This is a genomic window from Microbacterium sp. ISL-103, from assembly GCF_018613995.1.
Taxonomy (GTDB): Bacteria; Actinomycetota; Actinomycetes; order Actinomycetales; family Microbacteriaceae; genus Microbacterium.
In genome coordinates this window covers 5,450-9,349 of record NZ_JAGGPD010000211.1, presented here as the reverse complement: position 1 = coordinate 9,349, position 3,900 = coordinate 5,450, and the positions used below count along the sequence as shown (strand labels likewise).

The 3,900-nt window shown below is 68.4% G+C and carries 4 protein-coding genes; all 4 read left to right on the top strand.

Annotated elements, in window-relative coordinates:
- The coding region (locus J7E68_RS08675; protein WP_215171752.1) for an ABC transporter substrate-binding protein at positions 1-1,166 on the top strand (1,166 nt) is incomplete at its 5' end.
- 52 nt (positions 1,167-1,218) lie between these two features.
- Positions 1,219-2,181, top strand: a complete 963-nt coding sequence (locus tag J7E68_RS08670; RefSeq protein WP_215171750.1) for an ABC transporter permease — start codon at positions 1,219-1,221, stop codon at positions 2,179-2,181.
- On the top strand, positions 2,178-3,038 hold the full coding sequence (locus tag J7E68_RS08665) for an ABC transporter permease (RefSeq protein ID WP_215171749.1): 861 nt from the start codon (positions 2,178-2,180) through the stop codon (positions 3,036-3,038). The genes J7E68_RS08670 and J7E68_RS08665 overlap by 4 nt, the downstream gene beginning before the upstream one ends.
- The gene (locus J7E68_RS08660; protein ID WP_215171747.1) at positions 3,035-3,832 is read left to right on the top strand and encodes an ABC transporter ATP-binding protein; all 798 of its coding nucleotides are present in this window, start codon (positions 3,035-3,037) and stop codon (positions 3,830-3,832) included. The genes J7E68_RS08665 and J7E68_RS08660 overlap by 4 nt, the downstream gene beginning before the upstream one ends.
- Positions 3,833-3,900 lie beyond the last annotated feature (68 nt).

Below are 3,900 nucleotides of genomic sequence, written 5' to 3'. Positions count from 1 at the left end.
ACCCCCTGACCTCCGCCGACGTGAAGTCGAGCGTCGAGGCCGTCACCGCCGAGGACTCGGTCTCGGCACGCAAGTCGAGCTTCGACGTGATCGCCGACATCGCGACGCCCGACGACACCACGGTCGTGTTCACGCTGTCGCAGCGCTCGATCTCGTTCCTCTACAACCTCAGCTACGTCTGGATCGTGAACGACGAGGCCGGCGACATCACCGGCTCCGAAGACGGCACGGGTCCCTACACGCTCGACGAGTGGAAGAAGGGCTCGACCCTGACCCTCGCGCGCTGGGACGACTACTGGGGCGAGGCCGCCAAGAACGGCGAGGTCGTCTACACGTACTTCACCGACGCGACCGCCGAGAACAACGCCCTGCTCACCGGCGAGATCGATGTGATCACCAGTGTGCAGAGCCCCGACTCGCTCTCGCAGTTCGACTCCGACGACTACGTCGTGAGCGAGGGAACCTCGACGACGAAGGAGCTGCTGGCCTTCAACGACCGGGTCGCCCCGTTCGACGACGCGCGCGTGCGCAAGGCGATCTACTCGGCCATCGACACCCAGAAGCTCCTCGAGTCCATCTGGGGCGACTACGGCACGCTCATCGGCTCGATGGTTCCCCCGACCGACCCCTGGTACGAAGACCTGACGAAGGTGAACCCGTACGACGTCGAGCTCTCGAAGGATCTGCTCACGCAGGCCGGCTACGCCGACGGTTTCACGTTCACGCTCGACACCCCCAGCTACGACCCCCACCCTGCCGTGGCGGAGTTCCTGCAGTCGCAGCTCGCCGAGGTCGGCATCACGGTCGAGATCAACACGATCAGCGCCGACGAGTGGTACACGAAGGTGTTCAAGGAGCAGGACTTCGAGGCCACCCTGCAGGAGCACGTGAACGACCGCGACGTGGTCTGGTACGGCAACCCCGACTTCTACTGGGGTTACGACGACGCAGACGTGCAGCAGTGGGTCGCCGAGGCCGAGCAGGCAGCCACGACCGATGAGCAGACCGCTCTGCTGAAGCAGGTCAACGAGAAGATCGCCGAGGATGCAGCGAGCGTATGGTTGTACCTCTACCCGCAGATCGTGGTCGCCTCGAGCGACCTCAGCGGGTACCCGGTCAACGGCCTGAACTCCCAGTTCTTCGCCTACGACATCGTCAAGTCCTGACGCGCGAGGGGGATGCCGCGCGTCGGCATCCCCCTCCACATCCTGAACAGCCATGCTCGCTTACCTGATCCGCCGTCTCGCCTTCCTCGTGGTGTCGCTCGTCGTCGCGATGATCGCGATCTTCGTGCTGCTGCGACTGCTGCCCGGAGATCCGGCGAACGCCCTGCTCTCGGTGAACGCCACCCCCGAGCAGATCGCCGCGGCCCGCGCGCAGGTCGGCTCCGATCAGCCCCTCCTGCAGCAGTTCTCGACCTGGGCGGGGCAGCTGCTGCGCTTCGATCTCGGTGAGTCGTTCCTGAGCTCGCGTCCCGTCGGCCCCGACATCGCCGCCCGCCTCGCCGTCACCCTGCCCCTCACGCTCATCGCCTTCGGCTGCGCCCTCCTCGTCTCGCTCGTCATCGGCATCACCGCCGCCGTGAAGTCCGACCGCTGGTACGGCATCGCGCTCTCGGGCTTCGCCCAGCTGGGCGTCGCGGTTCCCGTCTTCTGGGTGGGCGTGGTGCTCGTCTGGGTGTTCGCTCTCGGTCTCGGACTGCTGCCGTCCGGTGGCTTCCCTCGGGATGACTGGGAGGATCCGGCGGATGCGCTGCGCTCGCTCGCGCTGCCGATCATCACGATCGTCATCGTCATGAGCGCCTCCCTCAGCCGCTACGTGCGCTCGGCCACACTCGACGTGATCGGCAGCGACTACCTGCGCACCGCACGAGCCGGAGGCTCGGGAACAGGCGAGGCCCTGCTTCGTCACGGCGTGCGCAACGGCTCGGTGCCCGTCGTCGCGATCCTCGGCATCGAACTGTCGACCACCCTTCTCGGCGCGGTCGTCGTCGAGAGCGTCTTCACTCTTCCCGGGCTCGGCAGTCTGCTGCTGTCGGCCATCCAGCAGCACGACTTCCAGGTGATCCAGGGCGTGCTCGTCGTCAGCACGCTGTTCGTGCTGCTCGTCGGGTTCGCCGCCGACATCGTGCAGCGCCTGATCGATCCGCGCCTGCGCACGAGCGTCTCGGGCAACCGATGAGCCGCGTCGTCGAGCAGCTCGCCACCGGCTCCGTCACCGTGCGGAGGCGGCCGAGAGCGACCCTGCTCATCGGCCTCGTGCTCACCGGCATCATCGTGCTGATCGCCCTTGTCTCGCTGTTCTGGCTTCCGTATCCGCTCGCCGACACCAGTGGCAGCCGCCTCGAGGGGCCGAGCGCTCTGCACCTGCTCGGCACCGATCGACTCGGCCGCGACCTGCTCTCGCAGCTGATGTGGGGCGCCCGGATCGCTCTCATCGTCGGCACCTGCTCGGTCGCCATCGCCGCGATCCTCGGCACGGTCGTCGGTCTCATCGCCGCGTTCTCGCGCCCCTGGGTCGACGACACGCTCTCGGCCGGTCTCGACGTCGTGATCGCTTTTCCCGTGCTGCTGCTCGCCATGCTCGTCGTGGCGATCCAGGGCGCGTCGCTGTGGTCTGCCGTGTTCGCGATCGGACTCGCCATGTCGGCGGTCGTCGCGCGCCTCACGCGCATCCTGGCCCGCCGCGTGCTGCAGGAGCAGTACATCACCGCGGCGCGCACCAGCGGCACGAGTGTGCTCGGCATCGTCTTCCAGCACGTGCTGCCGAACATCGCGCCGACCCTGGCCGTCAGCCTCGCGCTGCAGTTCGGAGCCGCCGTGCTCGCCGAGGCGAGCCTGTCGTACCTCGGGCTCGGCGCACCGCCGCCCAACGCCTCGTGGGGCCGGATGCTTCAAGAGGCCCAGGGCACCGTGCTCACCGCCCCCGTCGGGGCGATCGCCCCCGGCATCGCGATCATCGCGCTCGTGCTCGGCGTCAACTTCCTCGCCGACGGTCTCCGCGACCTCGCCGATCCGACCCGCAGGAGGAGCCGATGAGCATTCTCGACGTCGCCGGCCTCACCGTGCGCTCGGGTGCAGGAGCCCACGTGCGCGATGTCTCATTCTCGCTGGAGCCCGGTGAGCGCCTGGGACTGATCGGTGAGTCCGGATCGGGCAAGTCCCTCACCTCTCTCGCGGTCACCGGGCTCCTGCCCGACTCTCTCGTGGCCTCGGGCTCGGTGCTGCTCGACGGGCACCAGGTCGTCCGTGCTCGGGATGCCGACCTCCGCCCGCTGCGCGGACCCGTCGCCCAGATCGTGTTCCAAGAGCCGCTCACCGCGCTCGACCCGCTGATGCGGGTCGGTCGTCAGATCGCCGAGCCTCTGCGTCGTCATCTCGGCCTGCGCGGTGCCGAACTGACGTCGGCGGTCGCCGCCGCCCTCGACGAGGTGGCTCTGTCAGAGCCGCGGTTCGCCCGCGCCTACCCGCACGAGCTGTCGGGTGGCCAGCGCCAGCGTGTGGCGATCGCGATCGCCCTCGCGGCGCGCCCTCAGCTGCTCATCGCCGATGAGCCGACGACCGCGCTCGATGTGACGGTGCAGGATGCGGTGCTCACTCTGCTCGAGCGGCTCGTCGCCGAACGCGGCATGGCGCTGCTGTTCATCAGTCACGACCTCGCCGTCGTCTCGCGCATGGTCGATCGCATCGTCGTGCTGCGTGACGGGCGCGTCGTCGAAGAGGGCGCGGTCGCGCAGGTGCTGCGGCATCCGACGGAGCCGTACACGCGGATGCTGGTCGACAGTGCCCGCGCGCTCGACGCGTTCCTCGATGCGAAGGAGGCCGGCGCATGAGTGTCCTCGAACTGCGCGGCGCCGGCTTCGCCTATGGATCCCGGCGTGTGCTCGACGACATCTCCCTG

Excerpts from the sequence above, each read along its gene's own strand:
- J7E68_RS08670 (WP_215171750.1), top strand. The coding sequence starts at position 1,219 with ATGCTCGCTTACCTGATCCGCCGTCTCGCCTTCCTCGTGGTGTCGCTC.
- J7E68_RS08665 (WP_215171749.1), top strand. The coding sequence starts at position 2,178 with ATGAGCCGCGTCGTCGAGCAGCTCGCCACCGGCTCCGTCACCGTGCGG.
- J7E68_RS08660 (WP_215171747.1), top strand. The coding sequence starts at position 3,035 with ATGAGCATTCTCGACGTCGCCGGCCTCACCGTGCGCTCGGGTGCAGGA.